At 51.3% G+C, this 20212-nt stretch carries 17 protein-coding genes and 1 riboswitch; of the genes, 5 read left to right on the top strand and 12 right to left on the bottom strand.

The features are described from left to right. Positions 1–53 precede the first annotated feature (53 nt). Positions 54–890, top strand: a complete 837-nt coding sequence (locus JNE38_RS09330; protein WP_203356301.1) for an MBL fold metallo-hydrolase — start codon at positions 54–56, stop codon at positions 888–890. A gap of 61 nt (positions 891–951) precedes the next feature. Here the strand turns inward: JNE38_RS09330 and JNE38_RS09325 are convergent, their stop codons facing one another. From JNE38_RS09325 to JNE38_RS09300, 6 genes are all read right to left on the bottom strand, one after another. Next, a complete protein-coding gene (locus JNE38_RS09325) occupies positions 952–1173 on the bottom strand; it encodes a helix-turn-helix domain-containing protein (RefSeq protein ID WP_003387736.1) in 222 nt (73 codons plus the stop codon). Positions 1174–1652: 479 nt separating this feature from the next. After that, positions 1653–2576, bottom strand: a complete 924-nt coding sequence (locus tag JNE38_RS09320) for an ABC transporter permease (protein ID WP_203356300.1) — start codon at positions 2574–2576, stop codon at positions 1653–1655. Positions 2577–2610: 34 nt separating this feature from the next. Further along, a complete protein-coding gene (locus JNE38_RS09315; protein WP_343071587.1) occupies positions 2611–3474 on the bottom strand; it encodes an ABC transporter permease subunit in 864 nt (287 codons plus the stop codon). A 218-nt stretch (positions 3475–3692) separates the two neighbouring features. Then, entirely contained in the window at positions 3693–4154 is a 462-nt protein-coding gene (locus tag JNE38_RS09310) for a chemotaxis protein CheX (protein WP_203356299.1), read from the bottom strand. Positions 4155–4233: 79 nt separating this feature from the next. Continuing rightward, a complete protein-coding gene (locus tag JNE38_RS09305) occupies positions 4234–4629 on the bottom strand; it encodes a hypothetical protein (protein ID WP_203357479.1) in 396 nt (131 codons plus the stop codon). A 65-nt stretch (positions 4630–4694) separates the two neighbouring features. Continuing rightward, positions 4695–8453: a S8 family serine peptidase gene (locus JNE38_RS09300; RefSeq protein ID WP_203356298.1), complete on the bottom strand. Its 3759-nt coding sequence runs from the start codon at positions 8451–8453 to the stop codon at positions 4695–4697. Between the two features lie 193 nt (positions 8454–8646). Here JNE38_RS09300 and JNE38_RS09295 point away from each other — a divergent pair, with 193 nt between their 5' ends. Together JNE38_RS09295 and JNE38_RS09290 are read left to right on the top strand one after the other, a co-directional pair. Continuing rightward, positions 8647–9090: a MarR family winged helix-turn-helix transcriptional regulator gene (locus JNE38_RS09295; RefSeq protein ID WP_203356297.1), complete on the top strand. Its 444-nt coding sequence runs from the start codon at positions 8647–8649 to the stop codon at positions 9088–9090. A gap of 92 nt (positions 9091–9182) precedes the next feature. After that, complete coding sequence (locus tag JNE38_RS09290; protein ID WP_203356296.1) at positions 9183–10769, top strand: MDR family MFS transporter; 1587 nt, start codon at positions 9183–9185, stop codon at positions 10767–10769. A 49-nt stretch (positions 10770–10818) separates the two neighbouring features. Here JNE38_RS09290 and JNE38_RS09285 read toward each other — a convergent pair whose 3' ends face one another. Next, positions 10819–11169: a winged helix-turn-helix transcriptional regulator gene (locus JNE38_RS09285; RefSeq protein ID WP_238933599.1), complete on the bottom strand. Its 351-nt coding sequence runs from the start codon at positions 11167–11169 to the stop codon at positions 10819–10821. Between the two features lie 177 nt (positions 11170–11346). Here JNE38_RS09285 and JNE38_RS09280 point away from each other — a divergent pair, with 177 nt between their 5' ends. Further along, the gene (locus JNE38_RS09280; protein WP_203356295.1) at positions 11347–12537 is read left to right on the top strand and encodes an MFS transporter; all 1191 of its coding nucleotides are present in this window, start codon (positions 11347–11349) and stop codon (positions 12535–12537) included. Positions 12538–12567: 30 nt separating this feature from the next. Here JNE38_RS09280 and sdhB read toward each other — a convergent pair whose 3' ends face one another. The 3 genes from sdhB to JNE38_RS09265 are packed head-to-tail and all read right to left on the bottom strand — an operon-like array spanning position 12568 to position 15719. Then, positions 12568–13317, bottom strand: coding sequence for a succinate dehydrogenase iron-sulfur subunit (gene sdhB / locus JNE38_RS09275; RefSeq protein WP_203356294.1), 750 nt, complete (start codon positions 13315–13317; stop codon positions 12568–12570). A 20-nt stretch (positions 13318–13337) separates the two neighbouring features. Continuing rightward, positions 13338–15089 (bottom strand): succinate dehydrogenase flavoprotein subunit, encoded by a 1752-nt coding sequence (sdhA, locus tag JNE38_RS09270; RefSeq protein WP_203356293.1) that lies wholly within the window; start codon positions 15087–15089, stop codon positions 13338–13340. A gap of 18 nt (positions 15090–15107) precedes the next feature. Continuing rightward, a complete protein-coding gene (locus JNE38_RS09265) occupies positions 15108–15719 on the bottom strand; it encodes a succinate dehydrogenase cytochrome b558 subunit (protein ID WP_203356292.1) in 612 nt (203 codons plus the stop codon). A gap of 396 nt (positions 15720–16115) precedes the next feature. Here JNE38_RS09265 and JNE38_RS09260 point away from each other — a divergent pair, with 396 nt between their 5' ends. Further along, a complete protein-coding gene (locus tag JNE38_RS09260) occupies positions 16116–16565 on the top strand; it encodes a DUF2507 domain-containing protein (protein WP_203356291.1) in 450 nt (149 codons plus the stop codon). Positions 16566–16668: 103 nt separating this feature from the next. On the opposite strand, the gene JNE38_RS09255 is transcribed toward JNE38_RS09260, so the two are convergent. Together JNE38_RS09255 and uvrC are read right to left on the bottom strand one after the other, a co-directional pair. After that, positions 16669–17910: an aspartate kinase gene (locus JNE38_RS09255; RefSeq protein ID WP_203356290.1), complete on the bottom strand. Its 1242-nt coding sequence runs from the start codon at positions 17908–17910 to the stop codon at positions 16669–16671. Positions 17911–18144: 234 nt separating this feature from the next. Continuing rightward, a riboswitch (Lysine riboswitch) is annotated at positions 18145–18332 on the bottom strand. Between the two features lie 83 nt (positions 18333–18415). Then, positions 18416–20197 carry an excinuclease ABC subunit UvrC gene (uvrC, locus tag JNE38_RS09250; RefSeq protein ID WP_203357477.1) on the bottom strand — a complete coding sequence of 594 codons (1782 nt, stop codon included), beginning with the start codon at positions 20195–20197 and terminating at the stop codon, positions 18416–18418. Positions 20198–20212 lie beyond the last annotated feature (15 nt).

Raw genomic sequence — 20212 nt, 5'->3', positions numbered from 1 at the left:
TATCTTGGCAAACAGTAACGGAGTACATGAAAGATTTGTCAGGAGGTCAGAGCATGGAGCGTTCATATATTCCGGTCACTTCGGTCTCGAGCGGTGTGGGACAAAATGTGACCCCGGATCTGTACTGTTATTGCATCCAAGTCGTCAACGTCTGCTTCATCGGTCATGTAGATGGAACAGATGGATGGGTCCTGGTTGATGCAGGCATGCCAAAATCCACGAACGAAATTCTCGCGGCGGCCGAAGCAAGATTTGGAGCCAACCGTCCACCTTCCGCCATTCTTCTCACCCATGGCCACTTCGATCACGTGGGCGCATTGCTTGATTTGGCAGCGCATTGGGATGTACCTGTTTATGCGCACGAGCTGGAGTTCCCTTACCTGACGGGACAATCCAACTACCCAGAGCCAGACCCTACGGTGGAAGGAGGAATGGTAGCCAAGCTGTCCCCCCTCTTTCCAAACGAAGCCATCGACGTCGGGCAGCATTTGCAAAAGCTTCCTTCAGACGGCAGCATTCCGGGATTGCCAGAATGGCGCTGGATTCACACTCCTGGCCACTCCCCGGGTCATGTATCCTTTTTCCGCGAGTCTGACCGCTCACTGGTTGCCGGAGATGCTTTCATTAACGTCAGACAAGATTCCTTGTTCAAGGTCGTTACCCAAACCCAGGAGCTGAGCGGGCCTCCCCGATACTTAACGACGGATTGGGAAGCCGCTCGGGAATCCGTTCGGAAGCTCGCAGAGGTAAAGCCAGCTGTAGCGATTACAGGGCATGGTCTCCCCTTGTCCGGCGAAATGCTCTCGCCTGGCTTGGATAAACTGGTTCGTGATTTTGACCGAGTCGCTGTTCCCGATTATGGGCGCTATGTAAAAGTACCTGATGTGTGAAGAAATAAAAAAACCCTCCCTTCCGACCATGGGAAGAAAAGGGAGGCTGGGTGGACTGGGTTCAAATCTCTAGTTCACCAAGTCGAACGAGTTCGACTACTGCCTGAGATCGACCTTTGACACCTAATTTTTGCATGACATTGCTAATGTGATTGCGTACAGTCTTTTCGCTGATGAAGAGTTGTCCGGCAATCTCTTTGGTTGTCTTATCTTGGACCAAGAGTTCAAACACTTCTCTTTCGCGATTCGTTAACAACGGCTTGGTTTGGTCGCTACCCTTCAATCGTGCCACCCCTCCTTGTGGGCTCTACAGGAACAAGGTTGAGGGATTACAGAGTCACCTTATCCTATGATGGGGGGTGGGTGATGGTGCCGGAATTTCAAGGATTTTAGGCTTTTGCCATACATCCTATTCAAAAAATGGGCAATGGGTTCCGAACACCTACTTCTCTGCTGACTCATTTTCGAGAACCATGTTTCGAGCCTTGGAATCGTACAAGTACCGTTTTGGGAAAAAGTTCGGCAGGCGCCGCGAACACGTTGCATGCCAGGACGACGATGGCCGCCAGTATATCAGGATCTGGCGTCGGAACCCAAGGCCAACACCGCCCCCGACACTTCAGTCTATTCACGTGACACCTGTACTGCTCCCGATCTTTTACACATAATTTCACCCTTGTTTAACCACCGATTTGCATACTCTGCCATTCTTGTCTGAATAAAAAAGCGCCCCTCATCCGTGGAGGATCAGGGGCGTTCCCTTTAAATGAAAGGCGTGCGATGGTAGGTCTGCTCGAATTTTTCCCGGAGTCCTTTCGCAAGTAAGGTGAAGGAACCGATCGCCCAGACAAACGCTACCAATGGCGTCAGGAAGATCCATGTATAGTTGCTGTAAACAAACCCGCGATACGAACCAAGCAAACCTGCCCATTCGTGAGTGATGGAATGGTACAGCACAGGGTCCATGGTCATTTTCGTGCCGCCCACAAACAGGTCGAACATCCCTAAAAGCCCCATCAAGGTCATGATCGCGACCATTTCTGTCACCAAGATGATGATCAGCTGTTCTTTTAGATGAGGCAAAATGTGGCGGAAGATGATCTGCTCACGCCCCGCTCCCAAGGAGGTCGCAGCCAGTACATACTGGGTCTCCTTGATCTGCTCCGTCTTTTGCCGTATAGACGAAGCGACACTCGGAGCTCCCAACACAGCGACCACACCGATAAACAGTGCGACAAGCGTCGAGGTGGGCATGAGCGGATTGATGCTCACACCTTTGAGGAGGAAGTAGACAGGAATGAAAATGGGCATGTAGCTCCATGCATTTTCAATCGCCACCCACCAGCGCTGCGGCTTGTCCTGCACACCGATATACAAGCCGATGACGGTACCGATGAGCAAACGGACGAGGGCCACTGCCAGCGTCACGAAAACCGTATAGGGTGCGCCGTGCAGCAAGAGGGTCAGCATATCGTACCCCCACTTGTCCGTCCCAAAAATGTGTTCATCCGAGGGGGGCAGCGGAGGGGAAGTAATGACCGTCTTGCCGTTTACTACCTCATTGCGCAGCTTTTCTTGAAAATCCAGCTCGTAGGGAGCGATGGATGGGCCCACTACTCCGGTGATGACCAGGATTATTACCAGGATCGAGCCAATCCATAATGACCAATTCATTCGTTTCTGCATAAGACAACCTCACTCATGACAATAAAAGTAATGCCTATTTATAAACGACCGCACGTTCGAACATGTACAAAATGAAACGAATCAGGAGATAGACGAGAATGGACAGCAAAATGATCCCCAAGAGCCCCATGACCGCCGCGTTGAACTGATAGCCCCCGCTTTTACTGAAAATAAATCGGGTCAGCCCGACTACGTTGAGCAAATACTCTACAATGAACAAGTTGGCCACCGTAATGGCAATCGTCTTTTTCAGGTCAGCGAGCAAAAACGGCTTGATGTTTTTGTACACGTGATGGATCAGGACATGCCAGATCCCCATGCCTTTGGCCAGCGCTGTCTTGATGTAATCCTCTCCGCCGATCTGCGTGTATTTCAGACTGATGACCTTCATGAGAAAGATTGTGGGGCCAATCGCCAAGAGCGTCATCGGAAACCAGTTGTTATCCGCGTCGCTCGTCGGGGAAAGAGTGATAATCCGGATGTTGGTCAGCTTGTAAAATCCGATCGCCGCTAGAATCGCCACAAAAATCAGAATAAAATCAGGAATCGTCGCGACCAGATTCAATACCTTTTGGAAATGGCGAACCACCCCGAACCGCTGCAGGAACAGACCAAACACGAGACTCGCGACCACCGCGATGAGCACACTGGAAAAGAGGAGCTCGAACGTACTCACAGCAAAAGGAACAATATCTTCGGCAATGCTTCTCTCATTTTCTCCCAAATAGTAGGTTCCGAGAGAGCCCCCGCCAATCTGCTGAAGCAGGTATACGGTCCGCACCACGACATTCTCCGGGGCGAACACGATTTCTTCTTTCACGGTATACAGCATGAACGGCCCGCCACAGACGGCGATGACCAGGAAAAACATCCCCAGCAGTTGTTTCACATATGACAAGCATTCATACCCCCTTGCTATTTCCAACAATACACTATCTAAAAAAATTCATCCAGACAATCAAAAATATTTTATGTTTTTTTATATTTCAGATAACGGCCGCTCTCCAACACGGCTTCCCTCTTCCAGATTCTCGATAATAGGGCCACTACCATTCGCTGAGTATCACAGTAAAAGAGGATGACTCGGATAACAAAAAAAGACGGCCATTTGCCGTCCTATTCTACTACCACCATTTGAATTTCCATCCGCCCCATATCGTGCAGATCGAGCGGAGCCGAAAGTGCGGTTCCCGTTATTTTTTGCATCTCTTGCTGCAATAAAAAGAGCGGCGGAGTAATATCAACAGTCACTCCCCGACTGGATAGGATCGTGCTAGCATTCCCGGAAATCATGTTGCCTAGTTCAGATATCGCACTCTTCCCCATCTCATCCATTTCCTGAATGGGGAAACCTCCCATCATGGCGGAAACGATGCGCAAAGCCAACTCTTCCTGGAGCCCAAAAAATACGGTTCCCTGCAATTGGCCTGTCATACCAATTCGAATCCAAGTGTGGTTTTCCGTATAAACCCAGTCCTTTTCAGCCATTTCTCCACGAGATATGCCGACATTGCAGACTTGCTGAATCACGGACGAAGCTGATTCAAGAAATGGATCCAAGAAATCATGGTCTTTCATCTGAGCTATCTTCCTTTCCCGGGCAATTATCTCTGTAATAGCCTTATCATAATGTCGATTTTTGGCAGAAGCAAGAGTCTCACAAAAACTTTGTAGGAATTTGGTCACGGTAACCAGGAATACCGGGAAAAAGCACCTCGACTTTCGCCTCAGGAGCGATCGTGAAAATATACACGGAAGTGCGTAAATCCAGCACCTCCACCCCTACCTCATGACTGCTTAATTGCCACATCGGGAGACTGAGCCGATCAAAGGCGAACACGGTATCTCCAAACGCCAGGCATTCTTGAATGCAGCGGGAGGGTGGATAACTCTCGTCGGATTCCAATAAATGAATGGGTTCCAAGCCAAACTGTTGCAGCAAATGCAGCCGATCAAGCAATTGCTCCTGCTTTTTGTTTTTTACTGTGCGTCTTGGCGAGAGCAACGGAAACTCCCTACACACATATTCCCATTTTATCCCGTGATAAAACATGATTTTTTCCTCCGTGCAATTGAACACCCGGACTAGCGCTGCCACGCTACCCCGGGTGTTTTTCATTACCGTTTTTTCCCGTTTACCGTCATTTCCGCTCTTGCTTCTCTCCCTAAAGCATCTGTGGCCTGGATACTCAGTTTATGTTTGCCATCCAATACCTGATCGAGCACAAACCGAAATTCTCCGCGATCGTTGATGTCGGCTTGAAATTTGCTTTCTCCGTAGGTAACCGTCATGGAAAGAGCACCGGTTCCCGTCATTTTCCCGCTGATGGGGATGGACTCGCCAGCCTTCGCCTCTACCTGCTTTTGTCCGAGTGTCACTGTAGGCGCCGGTATCGTTCTTGCCTGATAGGTGTAGCGTTGTTCCCCGTGATGCAGGACAACAGAGCCTGCATTGGCGTCTACGTAGCCGTACACCACGAGAGAATTTTGATTTCCCGCGCCATCCTTGCCCTCCAGCAAGATTCGATTCTCCCCTTGCCCCAGAGAGAGCGTCTGCGTCGCATTCCTCTGGACTGGCTTCTCCAATTGGTCCTCTTCAAAGCTGGAGACGATCTGTCCATTGACACTCACCTGGCCCTTATACGTCTGATCCTGGTACATGAAGCGGATCGGAACCATGACCTTCTTCGCCGCTGAATCAAACAAGACGTCTTCCGTCCCGTCATTTTGGAATTGAAGAATGGGAGGGGTGGTATCCACAATCACCCGTTGCGTAAACTGACGCGTATTCCCGTACATGTCCTGCACGCTGTAGTGGATGTAATTGAGCCCTTCCGGAAGGCGCATGATCGTCTCAAAGGCTCCATCCGCTTCCACCTTTACAGGATTCTTGTTGATGGACAGACGCACCCGATCCAGCATGTCTTCACCCGTAACCTTCCCGCGTATGGCGACATCGGGCTGCCTGGATACTTTCACGTACGTGAACAGGTCGTCAGGGAATTCCACGAACGGCGGCACGGTATCGCTTTTGCCATTAATGTCCGCCACGCTGATGTTCCCTGCAAAATCGTAAGCGACGACACTCATTCGTTTCTCTGGCTGGTTGATGAGCGTGCTGGTCACATTGCTGGAATATGGCCCACCGGCTTTTTTGCCATTCACATACAGGATGTAGCCCTGGACGTCCTTGTCCCTGCTGCTCCATTGCACACGATTGCCTGACAAGGAAGCTGAAATGACCGGAGCCTTGGTATCCACGCGAATCGGCAGAGTGAGGGTCTGCCAGTTGGCGTTTCGCCCATCGATTTTTGCTTTGATCACAAATTGATAAGCGCCGTCCGGAACTTTTTCATAGGTTCCTTTCTGTGGGGAATAGGTTTTACCGTCCCAGCTCCATTCCTCTCGCTCCGTGTAGTAATAAGGTGTTCCCAGCTTGGACTGATCGAATTTGCTGATTCTGTCCACCCGAGTCAAAGAGCGGATCAGCTTGCCTGAAGGATCGGTGACGTCCACCACGACCTGGCGAGCATTGCGCAAGAACGTAATCGACGGTGCAGCCGTATCGTAATGACCGTCTCCATTCGGTGAAAAAGCGATTTTGGTCGGATCAATCTGAACGCCGCCGTCCTCCCCAACCCCCGTAACACCGAGATAATCGCGGTATTTCCACTTGTCGTTTTGCTTGTCATGGTACCAGGTCGTCTTGATGCCCGTCCGCTTTTCCTGACTGCCTGCATTCCACATCGGTTCATCCATCACGCGCGGTTCATCCCAATCGCCGTAAAAGCCGTAGTAAGGAACACGCAGCTTGGGAAGCTCATTGTCGTCAGGCAATAGAGCGATGAAGCCTTCAGCAAATAGATTGCGAGCCGTGTCCTTTGGTATGGTCAGCGTCACTTTGACCTCTGCCTTCGTCCCTGGTGCTACCGTGACCTGTTGCTTGGAAAACTGCAGCTGCGCCCCCTCAAGCGAAGTCTCTGTCAGCAGATTCAGGCCGTTCCTGCGCAAGTCCGTCAGCACGCCAAACTCGTCCTGGAGCGTATAGGTAATCGGCTTTTTCCCGAACTTGTTGTCCACAAACAAGGAGAACTCGGTTTTCGCTCCCACTTCTCCCAACGACACTCCTGCTTTTCCTTTGCGATCAGTCACGATGACGGGAGTCTTGATCGCTTTGGCGATCTGCATCAGCCCTGCCCCTTGCACACGGGGGCTGTACGGCATCTTTTTCTTTGCCTTTTCCGCGAGCACAGAGACAGCCTGCTGCGGGTCAATGATGGGCTCAGCCGTGTTCATAGCCGCCGCCTTCAATGTCTCTACCAGCGCCCTCCCCTGAAGCACCCTCCCTTGTTTTTGATAGGCCTCTTTCAATAAAGCCATGCCTCCTGCAACGTGAGGAGTGGCCATCGAGGTTCCGCTCTTTACCGCATACTCTGATTCACGCACGGTCGATAAAATGCCTCCGCCTGGGGCCGAAATCTCCGGCTTGAATTGCAAATCAGGCGTGGGACCCCACGAGGAAAAAGCGGACATCGTCCCGCCGTCCGGGTACGGCATCGGATTCTGCCCGTACTGTCCATCAAACGTGATCGTGACTTTCTTTCCCTTTTTCAGCGCCTGAGCCAGCTGCTCCCCCATATGCTTCAAAACGGACACCGCCGGGACCTGCTTCAAATGCTCCGCACTGATTAAGAGAGGGCCGGATTCGTTATTGTAGATGACGGCACCGACTGCCCCCGCTTCCTTGGCCAGCCGCAGTTTCTCGTCAAACGAGATATCGCCCCGTTCCAGCAGCACGACCTTGCCCTTTACCGACACATTGTAGTCCTCTTTCTTGCCTTTCCCCATATAGACTAGCTGATAGGGCTTTAGCAGTGCAGAGACAGGCGTGATCACCGGACCGGAATCCACATGTCCATGCAAATAAACCACGCGCTCCAAACCGGATACCCCTTGAACGCCAAAGCTGTAGCCCGCCAGAGTGGTGGCATTGACAGAAGCCACAGATAACGCATCCGGTGTCAATCCGGGCGAACCGATCATCGCTACATCCGGATTTTTCTCACGCACCTTGTCGCTTCCAAAGTAAGCATCATTCCCGGCCGCTGCAACCACGATGACTCCGTTGTCTACGGCTTTCTTTACAGCGTATTGCTCCGTATTCGTCTCGTCCACATAGCCTGCGGAGGAACCTAGGCTCAGGTTAATCACGTCGGCCTTTTTGGTGATAGAATCGTTGATGGCGAATAAAATCGACTCACTGAGGCCGGGCACCTCCCCCTGATAATTGGAGAAGACCTTTTGACTCATGATCTGTGCTTCCGGCGCTACGCCTTTCAGCTTCCCATTGGCTGCAATGATGCCGGAGACATGTACACCGTGCTGCGATTCTCCTACATCGACGGTAATGGGATTGCGGTCCGCCCAGTTAAAGCCGGGGATCACCTTTTGCGTTGAGCCTGATTTTTGTTGGGCGAGTCGTTTATCCCGAGGCGCCGGCATATCGGGGTGTTTCGGATTTACACCGGTGTCCACGACGGAAACTAGCATCCCCTCGCCTTTTACACCTGCCTCCTCCCATGCCTTTGGCGCCTCTATCATGTCCAAAGTCGACATCGAAGTGGATTGTACCTTCTCACCAAAAAAGGAATGGCTCGCTCGCGACCATTCATCCGCAGAAGACCGCGCTTCATTCCGAATAGCTGCAGCCAAGCTCCCTGAAAAGGATTGCCACTTTGATTCTCGTACGTCCTGCATGACCTGATTGTAAAAAGCAGAGGAACCGGCCTCGTAACCTGCTTTCACTGGATGAATGTTCACTGCCGTCGCGGGAAGCAAAACCAACGCCAACCCAATGCTGCCTATTTGTTTTCTCATCGTTTGCCCCCTTTTTGGAAAAGCTTCCATTGTATATAAGTTTTCACTGGGAACCCCGAAGGTATTCTCCAAAGTGAAAATGTGTGGTTGACAAGCCATTCGTTTCTGTATATATTTAATGACGTTAAATATTTTATTCGTGAAATATTAGGGCGAGAAAATGTATGTAGGAAATCGATTAGGAGCTGAGGCTATGCAACTCGATACCACCCAAGCCGTGGAGCGCCTGCAGGAGGCGGTTCGGTCTACCATGCGAGTCCTGGGCCCACAATTGTCCGAGCCCGTCTTAGGATTGACAGGGCCCCAGTTTTACATTCTTCACCAGCTTGATCTGAAAGGAAAATGTACGGTCGGAGAATTGGCAGATTCCATGGCAGTCAAACCGAGTGCCATTACGGCGATGATCGACCGATTGGATAAGCACGAATTTGTCCTTCGTGACAGAGATGACACAGATCGCCGGGTCGTTCACATTCGACTCACTGAGTTCGGTCGCGACACCTTGAAGCAGGTGAAAAAACACAGGCAGGGAATTTTACAGCATTACTTGTCTCATCTGACTTATGAAGAGCTCGAAAGCATGATCCATGTCTTTGAAAAGCTCGCACGGGTGGCTCCTCCACCGAAAAAAGAATAGCTCGCTTACATCCTGTGCTGCGTTTGTTACTGTCCCAATCCCTTCATCCAAACAACGAGAAGCTTTTCTAACATGAGTAGGAGTGAAAGAAATTGGAAGAACAAATGAAAAACCGAGGGTTATTGATTACTGGCTTACTCGTGGCCATGCTCTTTGCCGCTTTAGATGGAACGATTGTCGGGACTGCAATGCCCCGCATCGTCGGTGAACTCGGCGGACTCGGAGTCATGACTTGGCTCACCACCGCCTATATGCTGACCTCGACTACCGTTGTGCCGATCGCCGGTAAGCTCGCTGATATGATCGGACGAAAATCAGTCTATGTGACAGGGCTGATCATTTTCATGATAGGGTCCATGCTTTGCGGTATGGCCCAAACGATGAACCAATTGATTTTCTTCCGCGCCCTGCAAGGGATTGGCGGGGGGATCATGATGCCAATGGCGATGATTATCATCGGGGATGTGTTTACCGGAGAGCAGCGTGCCAAATGGCAAGGCGTGTTTGGCGCCATTTTTGGACTCTCCTCGATTGTGGGTCCTCAGGTCGGCGGCTGGATCGTCGACTCCCTCAACTGGCGTTGGGTATTCTACATCAATCTGCCGGTAGGGATCCTCGCTACGGTTTTGATTTCCGTTGCCTTGAGAAGCTACAAAGCGACTGGCCCAGTCAAAATCGATATCTGGGGCATGTTCACCATGGTCGCCGGGGTCGTTAGTCTCCTGCTCGGTCTCACGTTCGGAGGAAAGGATTATCCGTGGGGATCCTGGCAGATTCTTTCGCTGTTTGCAGCCGCGATCATCTTCTTGACCAGCTTCATCCTGATTGAATCCAAAGTCAGTGAACCGATCCTGCCCTTGCGCCTGTTTAAAAACAAGACGTTCTCTCTGCTGTCAGGGATCGGCTTCCTGATGTCAGTCGGAATGTTCGGTGCGATCATGTTTGTTCCCCTGTTCATGCAAGGGGTAATCGGCATTAGCGCATCGGAGTCCGGTACCGTGATGATCCCCATGATGCTGTCCATGATGCTGACCAGCATTTTTGGCGGACGATTGGTGCACAAGCTCGGGCTGCGTACACAAATGCTGATCGGGATGCTCGCCATGAGCGTCGGATTCTGGCTGCTTTCAGGCATGGGAATGGATACGACGAAGCTTAGCGCGATGACCTACATGGTTGTCCTCGGTCTCGGAATGGGGCTTGTGATGCCATTGATCACCATTGCCCTGCAGGAATCCTTTCCGAAATCCGAGCTCGGTGTCGTCACCTCCTCCAGCCAATTTTTCCGTCAGATCGGCGGGACTTTCGGGATGACGATCCTTGGAGCCGTCATGAATGTGCAATCCAGCGGCCTGCTCGGCACAAAGCTCGTACCGTTTCTGGAGAAGCTTCCCGAACAATCGCATGAGATGGTAGATCAGATGGAAGGCATGATCGCTACGAATCCCCAAGGGCTATATTCGATGCTGTACAGTCCGGAGACACTCGCACAGATTCCAGCAGCGATTCGCGATACGCTCTTGCCGATCCTGAAGACTTCCATGGTAGAGTCCTTGCACCATGTGTTCATGTACGGCATGGTCTTCGTACTGATCGGGGCGGTGTGCACGTTTTTCCTCGGAAAAATCTCCATCAGCAAGCCTGCTAAAAAACAAGAAACACAGGAAATTGAAGCCTAATGACAAAGAAAAGCCAGCCGCTCGATGTGAGCCGCTGGCTTTTTCATGCTTACTCCTTGCTTCCCCATTTTTGTGCCCACTTCTCCATCTCTCTCAACGCTGCCTGAAAGTCGCTTCCCTTCTCGGTCAACGAATACTGCACCGTAACCGGAACGGTCGGAAAGACTTCTCTGTGAACGAGACCATTTTGCTCCAGGTGGCGAAGGGTATCGGTAAGCGATTGGGTCTTGATGATGGAGACTCGTCGCTTCAATTCATTAAATCGTTGCGGTCCTTCCATCAGTTCGTCAAGTACGAGAAAGGCCCATTTTGCCCCGAGAATCCGCAGAACATCACAAATCCCCGAATTTCCAGATTCATCCTCCCCGCCTGTGCCTTTCACTGACAGACTTTGCGCCACGTTAGCCACCCCATTTCACTAACTAAAAGTTAGTTAGTCAAATTATCAGGACAATATCCAATTAATTTGCCTCCTTACATTATGTTAGGAAGCGTTTTATACTGTCAATCATCAACAGCACATCGCGTTCCCCTCCCCAAAAAGGGCATAGGGGAGGCAATCGGAAGGAAGGTATCCATGAACTGCACGATCTTGTATTTACTCACAATCGGTGTATTTTTGACCGCTACTTCCGAGCTTATCGTCGGGGGCATCCTGCCAATCATTGCAGACGATTTGCAGCTTTCAGTGGCGCTGGCGGGTCAGCTTATCACGGCTTTTTCACTTGCTTACGCGATTGGCACGCCCATTGTCGTCACCCTGACCTCGCGGATGGAACGAAAGAAGCTCCTTATTGGCTCCCTGCTCGCATTCATTTTCGGCTGCTTGTTTGCACTGTGGTGCTCTCAGTTTCTCGTGCTGATCGGTTCCCGTATCTTGACAGGAGTGAGCGCCGGGGTGTTTCTCGTCGTTTCTTTCAGTACCGTTTCACGGCTCGTCGCTCCAGATAAAATCGGCAGTGCCATCGGGACACTGATCCTCGGATTCAGCACAGCCATCGTGCTTGGAATCCCACTTGGCATCACACTTTCCGGCTGGATGAACTGGAAGCTCACCTTTCTCTTGCTCGCGATAGCCGGCTTCTTCCTACTGCTAGGACTGTTTCGGTTCCTACCTCGCATGGAGGGAAGCCCCCCTGTCTCGTTCAAGCGGCAGCTGCAGCTTCTGACACATCCCATTCTGCTGCTGACCTTCCTGTTCACCTATTTTCGGGAGTCGGGCATTTCCATCCTGAATTCGTATGTGACGCCTTATCTGGTCGAAATATTGCATTTCGGCGTATCCCAAACCAGCGTGATCATGTTTATTTTCGGTCTATTCGGCATCGCAGGTTCACGAATCGGCGGGCATGCCACTGACAAGTGGGGCAGCAAGCGCATCATCGTTTTCTCCATGCTCGTTCTTGTTCTTGCTCTCACCCTGCTCCCGCTCGTCACTGTCACACCTGTCGTCGCTATCGCGTTGCTCGCTCTCATGATGGGAGGTCTCTTCTTCCTATCTCCAGCCGTGCAGACCTCTCTCATACAGCTATCGCCTCCATCGGCAGAACTGCTGCTCAGCGTGAACACCTCCTTTATCCAGCTCGGACTGGCGAGCGGCGCTGCGATTGGAGGCGTGCTCATCCATTCCACTTCTACCGTTGCCTATAATCCGTGGGGATCTGCGCTGTCGCTCGTCATTGGTGCAAGCCTTGGCCTCGTCTCTTTTGCCCTGAACAAGCAACAGCAGCCCATCCTTTTGCAAAAGCAAAAAAGCGTGCAACCCTGAGTGGGATTGCACGCTTCTTTATCCATGCGATTAGGAGAAGAAGAACTTCTTCACAGCATGTTTGGTTGTTTCTTTGTTCATGTGAGCGATGGAAGTAGTGAGTGGAATGCCTTTCGGGCAAGCCTGTACGCAGTTTTGCGAGTTACCGCAATCGCCGATACCGCCGTCTCCCATCAATGCATCCAGACGCTCATGTCTGTTCATTTTACCAGTTGGATGCTCGTTGAACAAACGAACTTGGGAAATCGCGAAAGGACCGATAAATTCGGATTTCGCATTTACGTTCGGGCATGCTTCCAGACATACACCGCAAGTCATGCACTTGGACAGCTCGTACGCCCATTGGCGATCTACCTCAGGCATGCGAGGACCAGGACCGAGGTCATGCGTACCATCGATTGGGATCCATGCTTTTACACGCTTGAGTGCGTCGAACATACGGCTACGGTCAACGGACAAGTCGCGCTGCACCGGGAAAGTGCTCATAGGTTCGAGACGAATCGGCTGTTCGAGTTTATCGATCAACGCAGAGCAAGCTTGACGTGGTCTTCCGTTGATGACCATCGAGCACGCACCACATACTTCTTCCAGGCAGTTCGATTCCCAGTTTACCGGAGCCGTTTTTTGACCTTGTGCAGTCAAAGGATTACGCTGAATTTCCATCAGCGCCCCGATGACGTTCATGTTCGGACGGTAAGGAATTTTGAACTCTTCCTTGTACGGAGTGCTGTCAGGGCTATCTTGACGAGTAATAATCAGATGTACTAATTTTTCTGCCATGATCAGTTACCTCCTATCTATTAATGCTTTGTCGTATAGTCACGCTTACGTGGAGCGATCAGGGAAACGTCGATTTCTTCGTAGTAGATCTCTGGCGCAGTCGTTTCTGCATTGAACTTCGCCATGGTTGTCTTCATGAAGTTCTCGTCATCGCGCTCAGGGAAATCTGGTTTGTAGTGCGCACCGCGGCTCTCGTCACGCTTGAGCGCGCCGATCGTGATGGCACGGGACAGGACCAGCATGTTCCACAGGTGACGAGTGAACGAAGCTCCCGCGTTGCTGAATTTGTTTGTATCGTTGATGTTGATTTTTTTGTAGCGCTCCATCAACTCTTGGATTTTGTCGTCTGTTTTTTGCAGACGATCGTTGTAACGAACAACGGTTACGTTGTCCGTCATCCACTCACCCAGCTCTTTGTGGATCAGGTAAGCATTTTCGGTACCATCCATTTTCCGGATGTTGTCGTATTTCGCTTGCTCTTGGCTGGTGAAACCATCATAGAGCGTCGAGGACAGATCATCCGCGGATTGCTTCAGACCTTCGATGTATTCGATTGCTTTTGGCCCTGCTACCATACCGCCGAAGATCGCAGACAGGAGGGAGTTTGCACCCAGGCGGTTTGCACCGTGTTGGGAATAATCGCACTCACCTGCAGCGAACAGACCAGGGATGTTGGTCATTTGGTTGTAATCTACCCACATACCGCCCATCGAGTAGTGAACAGCAGGGAAGATTTTCATTGGAACTTTACGTGGGTCATCCCCTACGAATTTCTCGTAGATCTCGATGATTCCGCCCAACTTGACATCGAGCTCTTTTGGATCTTTGTGAGACAGGTCGAGGTAAACTGTATTTTCGCCGTTTACACCCAGCTTCATGTCTACGCACACACTGAAGATTTCACGTGTTGCGATGTCACGAGGCACCAGGTTACCATACGCTGGATATTTTTCCTCCAGGAAGTACCAAGGTTTACCGTCTTTGTATGTCCATACGCGTCCACCTTCACCACGAGCAGACTCGGACATCAGGCGCAGCTTGTCGTCGCCTGGGATCGCAGTCGGGTGAATTTGGATCATTTCGCCGTTCGCGTAGATTACGCCTTGCTGGTAAGCCGCAGATGCTGCTGTACCTGTGTTGATAATCGAGTTGGTCGATTTACCGAAGATGATACCAGGTCCGCCAGTCGCCAGGATGACGGCATCTGCGCGGAAGGATTGAATTTCGCCGGAACGCATGTTTTGCGCCGTGATCCCTTTACAGGTACCGGTATCGTCCAAAACGGCTCCGAGGAAATCCCAATATTCATACTTGGTAACCAGTCCTTCTGCTTCGTAACGACGTACTTGTTCGTCCAAAGCGTACAGGAGCTGTTGGCCAGTGGTCGCACCGGCAAACGCTGTACGGTGGTGCTGCGTTCCCCCGAAACGACGGAAGTCCAAGAGACCCTCAGGTGTACGGTTGAACATAACACCCATGCGGTCCAGCATGTAGATGATGCCAGGTGCTGCGTCACACATAGCTTTTACTGGCGGTTGGTTCGCCAGGAAGTCGCCGCCGTATACGGTGTCGTCGAAGTGAATCCAGGTGGAGTCGCCTTCCCCTTTCGTATTTACAGCGCCGTTAATACCGCCTTGGGCACAGACAGAGTGAGACCGTTTCACCGGAACCAGGGAGAATAGCTGGACGGGAACGCCTTTTTCTGCTGCTTTGATGGTAGCCATCAAGCCGGCCAAACCACCACCGACAATGATTAGTTTACCTTTTGCCATAGTGAAGTCCCCCTATCCCTATACAATGAAAGCTGACATCGCACGCAAGCCGATGTAAGTCACAACTACGAAAACGATCAATGTGAAGTAAGTAGCGATACGTTGGGAACGTGGTCCGACTGTAATTCCCCAGTGAACCAGGAACGACCAGATACCGTTGGAGAAGTGGAAAACAGTGCTGATGATCCCAATCGTATAGAACACGATCATCGCAGGGCTGCTGAAGATGTTCGCCATCATGTCGAAGTCAACAGTTGCTCCCATCGCTTTCGCAATGCGGGTTTCCCATACGTGCCAAACAATGAAAATGAGCGTAATGATACCTGTTACCCGTTGCCACAGGAACATATGGTTCCGGAAGTAGCCGAAGTTCCCTACATTTTGCTTCGCTTGGAAAGCAATGTAGATACCGTAAATCGCGTGAAACAGGATCGGGATGTAGATGAAAACGAATTCAACTACTAGTAGAATAGGAACGGATTCAATTGCGCCGACCGTAGTGTTGAAGGCTTCCGCTCCACGGGTTGCTTGATAGTTTGCTGTCAAGTGGAACAGCAGAAACAGCCCGATTGGAAACAATCCAAGAAGTGAATGCAGCTTGTGACTGAGAAAGCTATTGCCTTTCGCCATACTATGGTCCCCCTTTCAATGTATGTAACGCTCGATTCTGTGAAAAACGTCTCGACGTTTTTCATGAAAATTTAATGTGACCGCAAGCGGTCGTCAAAACGGTCGTGACCGTTTTGATAGACCTCTCCCATATCCTAACCCATTGCCCCGTCCATTAGACATGCATGGTTCTCTCCACCAAAATGTCTATTAGCGTCGAAACGTGTCAGAACACGGAAAAAAGTCGGGCAAAACTTTGACCAAAACAATTGTACTCCTGTACTCGGGGAGCGTCAAGACAGTGAATAGACTAAATCCATTGATAGATCAAACTTTCCTAAAGCCGATATTTTCCTACTATTCCGTCATAACCAATAGCGCTTCCTCATAATCTAGTACAGACAGGAGGGGAACACAATGAAAGAGACGGATCAACTGTCCGCCTTGCTGCCGCAGCAAGCGATTGCCTATGCGGAACGGATGAACATGCCATACCTCGGCTATCACCTTTTGCGAGAGACGCTGACAAACCACTTGCTAGGTGATAGTGAGAGTCCAATCCTCTATTGGCTGGGAAAAGAAATCGGCGAGAAGATACCGATCCAGTCATCTGCCGGAATTGTCCTGCCTTTCATGCGGCTCGGCCTTGGGCAATTGGACCTCATCGAAGAGACAAAGCTGCGCATTCACTATAAACTCTCCCATGCGATCTTTCCCTACATGACCGACCAACGGCTCAGTCGTTCCCTTTCATTAGAATGCGGAATCATCGCTGGAGCAATCGAGCGGTGGAGAGGACAAGAAACAACCGCCGAGCTCGTGCTGGAAGGGAAAAGTGACATCCGGATTATCGCCAGTCATGGATAACCCCGCGGCAGACATGGATAACCCCGCGGCAGACATGGAGAACCCCTCTTCCTCGCTGGGGAAGAGGGGAGTGGTTGAAGAATAAACAGACGAGTCTATTCTACTACAGACCATGCACGACTGCGGTTTCAGCCACGTCCAAGCCATAAGCGGTATGCAGGCTGCGAACCGCCAGCTCAGTCAAATGGGCAGGAATCACGCAAGAAACCTTGATATCGGAAGTGGACACCATTTTAATGGAAATTTCTTGTTCAGCCAAAACGCGGAACATTTCCGCGGCGACACCCGGGTTGTTCACCATGCCGGAGCCGACGATCGATACTTTGGTCAAGCCTTCTTCATGATCCACTTTTTCAAAGCCAAGCGTCTCTTGGTTCGCTGCAAGAGTGTCCAAAGCCTTTTTCAGGTCAGCGGATGCGACTGTGAAGGAAATGTTTGTCTCCGCTGCATCGTAAGAGCTCTGAATGATGATGTCCACATTGACCTGGTTGTCAGCCAGCGTATTGAAAAGGCGAGAGAGTGTCCCTACTTTTGCAGGCATCCCGACTACGGTTACTTTTGATACATCTTCATCATGCGCGACTCCACTTACCACTCTTCCTGTTTCCATGTTGGCAACCTCCTCTACGTACGTACCATCTTCAGCAGTAAAGCTGGAGCGGACCACCAGCCGTACTTTGTATTTTTTGGCGGCTTCTACCGACCGCGGATGCAAGACGCCTGCTCCGAGGTTCGCCAGCTCCAGCATCTCATCGTAGGAAATGCTGTCCAGCTTGCTTGCGGCAGGAACGACCCGCGGATCTGCGGTATACACACCGGATACATCTGTGAAAATCTCACATTTCTCGGCATTCAGGCTCGCTGCCAGTGCGACTGCGGACGTATCCGAGCCGCCGCGCCCCAATGTGGTGATTTCTCCTTCGGCACTGATGCCTTGAAAACCTGCCACGATCACCACACGGCCTCGACCCAATTCCGCTTGAATGCGTTCGGTGTTGATTTGCTGGATCCGCGCTCTGCCGTGGATGTCTTCAGTCGTCACACCTGCCTGCCAGCCCGTCAAGGAGATGGCATCGTAGCCTTTTGTGTGCAGCGCCATCGACAATAGCGCGATCGATACCTGCTCCCCCGTGGTCAGCAGCATATCCATCTCCCGCTCCGATGGGTAGGCCGTAATCTGCTTGGCCATGTCGACCAGCACGTCTGTCGATTTGCCCATGGCCGAGACGACTACGACTACATCATGTCCTTCTTCTTTGTAGCTGATAATTCGGTCCGCAACTCGCAAAATTCGCTCAATGGTACCAACGGAAGTGCCTCCGTATTTCTGCACGATCAACCCCATGCGGCTTCTCTCCCTTTTCCTTTTATCCAATTCATTGGTGGTTTTATCCTGTACTCGTATGGTTTTCATTTTTCTCTATGTTCATTCGGTCTTCGTGTATGGTATAAGAAAAGGCACCGACAAGGAATAGTCCCCGCCGCTGCCTATTGTTTCGACATCCCGGTTCCTCCCTTCCAATACACACGGACAGCGCACAGCATGACAAAACCAACCGTCATGACTCACACTGACACACCGTGAGATAGCACTCCATCTGGCAACTGGTGATTGCGCAGATGACAGTCCTGCGTTTGTTCAACGCAGACCCAGCATGAAGAAAATCGGGTTTTCCTCCACACTTCGGCGAATTCCCCTTTCCCATACCCTTCACAGATTCCCGATCTCAGGGAGGTACTCTTGGTTTTCGCGCCTCTACCTCACTCCATCATGGAAGTGAGGCTAACTATTCTGTTTGAATCGGATTATAACATGGACCAGCGAGTGGTTCAATGACTTTTTCCAAGCTTCAGGATTCCAGCTTGCGCAAGTGGGAAATAATCTCCTTGGCCAGCTTGTCGCCGATCCCCAGCTGCCGGAAATCTTCAACCGTCGCTTCCCGCATTTTTTTCAAGGAACCAAAGTGCGTAAACAACAGCTTGCGGCGCTTTTCCCCGATGCCCGGAATCTCGTCGAGCTGCGAGGACAGCATGGTCTTCGTGCGAGACTGGCGGTGGAATGTGATCGCAAACCGGTGCACCTCATCCTGGACACGCTGCAGGAGGTAGAATTCATAGCTGTCCCTTTTCAGCTCGATCGGCTCCGGAGGGTCTCCAAACATGAGCTGGGCGGTTCTATGCTTCTCATCCTTGGCGAGACCGCAGACAGGGATAAATAGACCCAGCTCGTTCTCCAGCACGTCCATAGCCGCGCTGATTTGGCCCTTTCCGCCGTCGATGACGATCAGGTCGGGCATGGTCCCATTTTCTTTGAGCAGCCGCGAATAACGGCGTCGAATGACTTCCCGCATCGAGCCGTAATCATCCGGCCCTTCCACTGTCTTGATTTTAAATTTGCGGTATTCCTTTTTATCGGGCCTTCCATCGGTAAAGACAATCATCGCCGATACAGGCTCCGTCCCCTGGATATTCGAGTTGTCAAACGCCTCGATTCGATTCGGTGTGCCGATCCCGAGAATATGCCCCAGATTGTGGACAGCCTGAACGGTGCGTGCATCGTCCTTGGACATCAGCGCGAACTTTTCCTGCAGGGCAATGCGGGCATTCTCCGAGGCCATCTGCACTAGCTCCCGCTTTTTGCTTCGCTTCGGCGCAAGCACCTTGATCCCCAGCCACTCTCCCAGCAGCTCCGTGTCACTCTGCTCAGGCAGCAAGACTTCCTTTGGGAGCGCGTTTTGCTTGTCGTAGTAAAATTGACTCACGTACGACATGAAATCCTCGTCTTCATCGCCGTAATACGGGAACGATGTGGTATCCCGCTCGATCATTTTGCCCTGGCGCATGTAAAAGACCTGGACGCACATCCAGCCTTTTTCTACGGCATAGCCGATGATGTCCCTGTCTACCGTATCGGTCAGCGTGACTTTTTGCTTTTCCATCACCGCTTCGATATTTTTGATCTGGTCGCGGTACTCTTTGGCACGCTCAAACTCCATGCTTTCGGCCGCTTGCATCATTTTCTCCGTCAGCTGCTTCTTCATTTCCTCGTGGCCGCCATCGAGAAACTTGCTGATCTCTTCCACAAGCCGCTGATTTTCAGCTGCAGATACCTCCTCCACACAAGGCGCCAGACATTGCCCCATGTGGTAATACAGACAAACCTGCTTGGGCATCGTGCGGCATTTGCGCAGCGGATACAGCCGATCCAGCAGTTTTTTCACTTCGGAGGCTGCCCCTGCATTCGGATACGGACCGAAATAACGTGCCTTGTCCTTAATGACCTTGCGGGTGATCTCGAGGCGAGGCTGAGCCTCATTCGTAATCTTGATATAGGGATAGGTCTTGTCATCCCGCAGCATGACATTGTAGCGAGGATTGTGCTGCTTGATCAGATTGCACTCCAGGACCAGCGCCTCGATCGCAGATGAGACGACGATATATTCAAAATCGACGATCTCGCTGACCAACAGCTGTGTCTTTCCATCATGGCTGCCGGTGAAATAAGAACGGACGCGGTTTTTCAGCACTTTTGCCTTTCCCACGTAGATGATTTCGCCGCTCTTGTTTTTCATCAGGTAGCAGCCCGGCTTCTCAGGCAAAACAGCCAGTTTATCTTTCAAGGAGCTGTTCAGTGCCGCTCCCTCCCT

This window comes from Brevibacillus choshinensis (assembly GCF_016811915.1).
In the GTDB taxonomy this organism is placed as follows: domain Bacteria; phylum Bacillota; class Bacilli; order Brevibacillales; family Brevibacillaceae; genus Brevibacillus; species Brevibacillus choshinensis_A.
This window is presented reverse-complemented; position numbering and strand designations above follow the sequence as displayed.